The following is a 4,836-nucleotide window of genomic DNA, read 5'->3' on the forward strand; positions in this document are numbered from 1 at the left end:
AAAAAGGACAAGATGCTTTTTTTCTTATGATCCCCGGTTTTTCATATTGATTGTCTCCCTTCCAAGAATCCATAATGAGAGCGGTCAATCCCAACAACTCTCGTAGCTCCCAATTAGATTTCGGTTTCCCGACCTCTGCCTCTCTCTTATCACAATTGCAGAATGTGGAATGCGGATTGCGGAATGAAACCAACCTCTAAAGAGATCCGCCTTCACTTGGCCTGTATATAGCCATGATTCATTTGTTTTTTCGAGATTGGAATGAAGAATAAGAATGCCAGAAAATAAATCAAATCCAACAATTCCGCATTCCGCATTCCGCATTCCGCATTCGGAAGAGATTGTTGTCACCGGGATCGGCATTATCTCCGCCTGCGGTGTCGGAAGGGAATCGTTCTGGAAAAGTTGCCTCAGCGGCAAGACCGGAATTGCCCCCATCCAGTCTTTTGATACTTCAGCCTATTCGTCTCACCTCGGCGCCGAAATCCGGGATTTTAACCCTAAGGATTTCATGCCTCCCTTGAAATACCGGCGAATGAGCCGGGTCTCTCGCTTGGCTGTCGCCGCCAGTATCGAGGCCTTGAAGGATGCGGGTTTCTCCATTTCCTCCCAGGCGGCTTCTGCGATGGGAGTGGTTATCGGCACAGGCTATGGAAGTACGGCCCAGACCGATGAATTTTTCGTAGGGATGCTGAAGGAAGGCCCGGAGGGGGCCAACCCCAGTCTTTTCCCAGATACCGTTCCCAACGCCCCAGCCAGCCAGGTGTCCATTTACCATGGTATCAAAGGGCCCAATACCACCTTCAGTCATAACGAAGTCTCGGGTGAGCAGGCCCTGGCTTATGCTTACCAGCTGTTGCAAGAGGCCCGCGCGGATGCCGTGCTGGTGGGAAGCGTGGATGAACTCAGCTCCGTTCTTTTTCACAGTTTTGCCGCAGTGCGAGCCTTATCTCCCAAGGGGACCCATGGGGAAGGTATGAGTCCCTTTGACCGCCTGAGGAACGGCCGAGTCTTAGGAGAGGGAGCCGGAATACTTGTCCTGGAGAAAAGAAAACATGCCCGGGGGAGGGGGGCTAAGATTTATGGCTCTCTGGTTGCTTGGGCTTCCACCGGTGGACCGGTGGGAATTCAGCGTTATGAGGTAGAGGCTGAACAGATGACCCGCGTAATGAAAAATGTCCTGACCAAGGCAGGAGTTTCTCCTTCCCAGGTAGATTATATCAGTGCTGCCGCTAATTCTACCAAGGAACTGGACCGGGCAGAAGCCATGGCCATCCAGAAGGTTGGCGCCATGGCCTCGCGACCGATTCCCGTCAGCTCGCTTAAAGGTCACATTGGCGATTTTTGCGGCTCGGCAGCTTTGCGGGCGGCGGCCATCCTGCTGGCTATGAGAGATGGCCAAATTCCTCCAACCCTCGGATTGAAAACCCCAGAGTTCGACTTGGACCATGTCATGGGCCAGCCGCGGGAAGCTCAGGTGCAATACGCCCTCCTTAATGGTTTCTCTTTCGGGGGGGCCAATGTTTGTTTGTTATTCAAGAAAGAAATTTAATTGGGACACAGATGAACACAGATTGACGCAGATTTTGGGAAAAATAATAAAAAATAAAAGCGAGTTATTAGAATTTACTTTTAAATTTTCTTTGGCTTTAAAAGGGATTTACAAATAAAATTTTTATCTGCGGTTATCTGCGAAGATCTGCGTCCTGATAAAAAATGAAAATTAAAATCATCTGCCCCCGATGGCCGGAGGGTAGCCTCTGGCGCCATTTTATCTTTCGTTTCCCCTACCTGAGTCTGACTACGCTGGCAGCCCTTACCCCCGAAGACGTAGAGGTGACCATTGAAGATGAAAATGTCCAAGAAATTAATTTTCAGGATCAATCGGATCTGGTAGCGGTGTCCATCATTACCCCTTTGGCCAATCGCGGGTACGCCATCGCCGACCAATTTCGCAAGATATCCATCCCCGTAGTCATAGGAGGATTTCACGCCACCTGGATGGCTGAAGAAGCGGGGCAACATGCCGACGCTGTAGCCTTGGGGGAAGCCGAAATGATCTGGTTTCAAGTCATCGAGGATTTTAAAAAAGGATCTTTACAGAAATTTTACAAGGCTGAAGGCCGATCAGATTTACAAAACCTTCCCATCCCCCGACGCGACCTTCTGCCGAAGAAGGCTTACTTCTTCACCAATACCATGCAGATCAGCAGGGGATGTCCGTTCCAGTGCGACTTTTGTTCCGTGACCGCTTTCTTTGGCCACACCTGTCGCCTGCGCCCTCTGGAAGAAGTGCGGAAGGAAGTGGAACTCCTGCTGCAAAAGACAAACTTCATTTTCTTCGTTGACGACAACATCATCGGCAACCCCGCCTATGCCCGGGAACTTTTCTCGCTTTTGAAGGAATACCGGGTCAAGTGGCTTAGCCATGCTTCCATCAATATTGCTGAGAGCGAGGATCTACTCGAAAAAGCAGGGGAGAGCGGCTGTTACGGGCTCTTCATCGGCTTTGAATCCCTTTCCCAAAGGACCCTGCAGAGCCACCATAAAACTACCAACCGGGCGGACCGGTACAAGGTTCTGGTAAAAAAAATTCATGATCAGGGGATTGGCGTTGAGGGGTCTTTCATCTTCGGTTCAGACGAAGACGACCCTTCGGTTTTTCATCAGGTGGTGGAATTTTGTGAAGAAACCAAGATCGATGCCGCTGTCTTCGCCATCTTAACTCCCTACCCCGGAACGCGCCTTTACGAACAATATACCCGAGAAGATAGGATCCTATCCCGCAACTGGGACCTCTACGACATGAACCATGTGGTCTATAAACCCAGAGGGATGTCGATTGATCAGCTCCAGGAAGGCCATGACTGGGCCAATCAACGTTTCTACTCTTATCCCTCCATGCTCAAGCGTTTTTGGCCCCTCCGCCGCTGCCACCAGGTTTTTCTCCCCGCCAACTGGGGGATGCGCCGGGCATGGAACCGTTTGGCTAAACCCACTTTATAAGGAGAAATTATGGATTCCTTCGTATTGGATAATGTCCCCTTCCAGATTGACACCGGGCAACTTTATAAAAATTTAAGAATAAAAGAGGGGAGTGAGCTTGTTGCCAGGCTGAACCATCTGGTTGATAAAGCCCAGGCTATGGGTAAGCCTAAAGCCGCCTATAAGGTGGCCTTCATTGAATCCAGAGGAGATGATCAAATAATCATTGACGGGGTTATGCTTACCAGCAGGGTCCTGCGGGTCAACCTGGAAAAAGCTCATCGAGTCTTCCCGTTCGTAACAACCTGCGGGTTAGAGTTAGAGGAGTGGTCGAGTTCAATCGATGACCTGCTGGAAAAATATTGGGCGGATGTGATCAAAGAGATGGCCTTGCGGGTTGCCTTCAAGCATTTGAACGAACATCTGATCGATCATTTTCAGCCTGGGAAAATATCGAGAATGAATCCTGGATCATTGCCCGACTGGCCCTTACCAGAGCAACAACAGCTCTTTGCCCTCCTCGGGGGGGGCCCGGCCTCCATCGGAGTCAAACTTACGGATTCATTCCTCATGATACCAATAAAGTCGGTCTCCGGGATATGGTTTCCTACCGAGGAGAGCTTCGAAAGCTGCCTTTTGTGCCCGAGGGAAAAATGTCCCGGCAGGAGAGCCCCCTACGAGCCGGATCTGTACGACCGAAAATACCGCCAAAAATAAAAGCCTTGACTCAACCTCTCAAACAAAAATGGGGAAGTAAGAAAAATTTCTAAAGGAGAGTGATCCGATGTCTTTCTCGATCGAACATGTCACCATCCGCTGCCGGGATATCGAAGCTTCTATCGATTACTATCGCCACATGTTTGGTGCCCAGGTCATTCTGAGGCGTAATCTGGCCGATTCCAAGCGCATCGTCTTTCTGCGTATCGGCGAGAGTATGCTGGAACTGATGTATATGGGGCCGGCCAGCGAGCCCGTGGATCCCAGGGAACACTATGGGGTCCATCACTTCGGCATCAAGACCGATGATTTTGAATCTGTTTATCGAGACCTGAAGGGCAAGGGAGCCGACTTCCTCGGCGAGCCATTCGAACCAACCCCTGGGATTCGCCTGGCCTTTTTGCGGGAACCGAACGGGGCGGTCATCGAACTGGCCCAGCGAGACCCCAAGGTTTTTCAGGAGGCGATGAATAAGGGAACCGTCAACTGGTAGTGGACGAAAATAGGACAGTAGCATTATAGAGTCTTGTTGCGGGTTATCTCCCTCATCCCTTTTGACTCCAGCCTCTTATTGTGAAATTTTCAGTAAAACCCAGCAGTCTGCGCAGTTGCCATCCTTTTTCAAAAATGGGACTGAGAGAACATATCCATCCATTCCTTTATCCCGATGCGAATCATCATCATGGCAAAGGCAGCCAATAAGAGGGAAGAGACTTTGGCCACGCCTTTGGTTCCCCCTTCTTTCATGAAGCGCAGGATCCAATGCGATTGACTGAAGACGAGCCAGACGACCAGCAGATTGAGGATGAGACAGAGGAGGGTTGAAAAGTAACCGTAGGTATGAACAATCATCAGCAGGAGGGTGAGGACAGCCGGTCCAACAATTAAAGGAATTCCAATGGGCACCACTCCCATTGTTTCTTTGGGAAAGGTTCGGGTTTTTTCGGGAAAGATCAAATCGACAATGGCAATGATAAAGAGGAGAATTCCTCCAGCGATTTTAAAATCGGAGACTGAGATCCCCAGCAGAGCAAAGATGGATTTCCCCATTCCGAGAAAGCCGATGCTCACCAGAAATGCTGTCAGGGTGGCTTGACGGATCACTCTTTTTCGCGCCGACTGCTCCATCTCGGA

At 50.2% G+C, this 4,836-nt stretch carries 5 protein-coding genes; 4 read left to right on the plus strand and 1 reads right to left on the minus strand.

Going from position 1 to position 4,836, the window contains the following annotated elements:
* Positions 1-274: 274 nt before the first annotated feature.
* The 4 genes from Q7V48_15055 (at position 275) to Q7V48_15070 (ending at position 4,195) form a co-directional block, all read left to right on the plus strand.
* On the plus strand, positions 275-1,552 hold the full coding sequence (locus Q7V48_15055) for a beta-ketoacyl-[acyl-carrier-protein] synthase family protein (GenBank protein MDO9212045.1): 1,278 nt from the start codon (positions 275-277) through the stop codon (positions 1,550-1,552).
* Between the two features lie 164 nt (positions 1,553-1,716).
* Complete coding sequence (locus Q7V48_15060) at positions 1,717-3,006, plus strand: radical SAM protein (protein MDO9212046.1); 1,290 nt, start codon at positions 1,717-1,719, stop codon at positions 3,004-3,006.
* Positions 3,007-3,015: 9 nt separating this feature from the next.
* Positions 3,016-3,702 carry a vitamin B12 dependent-methionine synthase activation domain-containing protein gene (locus tag Q7V48_15065; protein MDO9212047.1) on the plus strand — a complete coding sequence of 229 codons (687 nt, stop codon included), beginning with the start codon at positions 3,016-3,018 and terminating at the stop codon, positions 3,700-3,702.
* A gap of 67 nt (positions 3,703-3,769) precedes the next feature.
* A complete protein-coding gene (locus tag Q7V48_15070) occupies positions 3,770-4,195 on the plus strand; it encodes a VOC family protein (protein MDO9212048.1) in 426 nt (141 codons plus the stop codon).
* A 128-nt stretch (positions 4,196-4,323) separates the two neighbouring features.
* Here the strand turns inward: Q7V48_15070 and Q7V48_15075 are convergent.
* A partial coding sequence (locus Q7V48_15075) for a MarC family protein (protein MDO9212049.1) occupies positions 4,324-4,836 on the minus strand: 513 nt, incomplete at its 5' end.

The organism is Deltaproteobacteria bacterium, from assembly GCA_030654105.1.
In the GTDB taxonomy this organism is placed as follows: Bacteria; Desulfobacterota; SM23-61; order SM23-61; family SM23-61; genus JAHJQK01.

Coding starts and splice junctions, on each gene's coding strand:
- Q7V48_15055 (MDO9212045.1), top strand. CDS start 275: ATGCCAGAAAATAAATCAAATCCAACAATTCCGCATTCCGCATTCCGC.
- Q7V48_15060 (MDO9212046.1), top strand. CDS start 1,717: ATGAAAATTAAAATCATCTGCCCCCGATGGCCGGAGGGTAGCCTCTGG.
- Q7V48_15065 (MDO9212047.1), top strand. CDS start 3,016: ATGGATTCCTTCGTATTGGATAATGTCCCCTTCCAGATTGACACCGGG.
- Q7V48_15070 (MDO9212048.1), top strand. CDS start 3,770: ATGTCTTTCTCGATCGAACATGTCACCATCCGCTGCCGGGATATCGAA.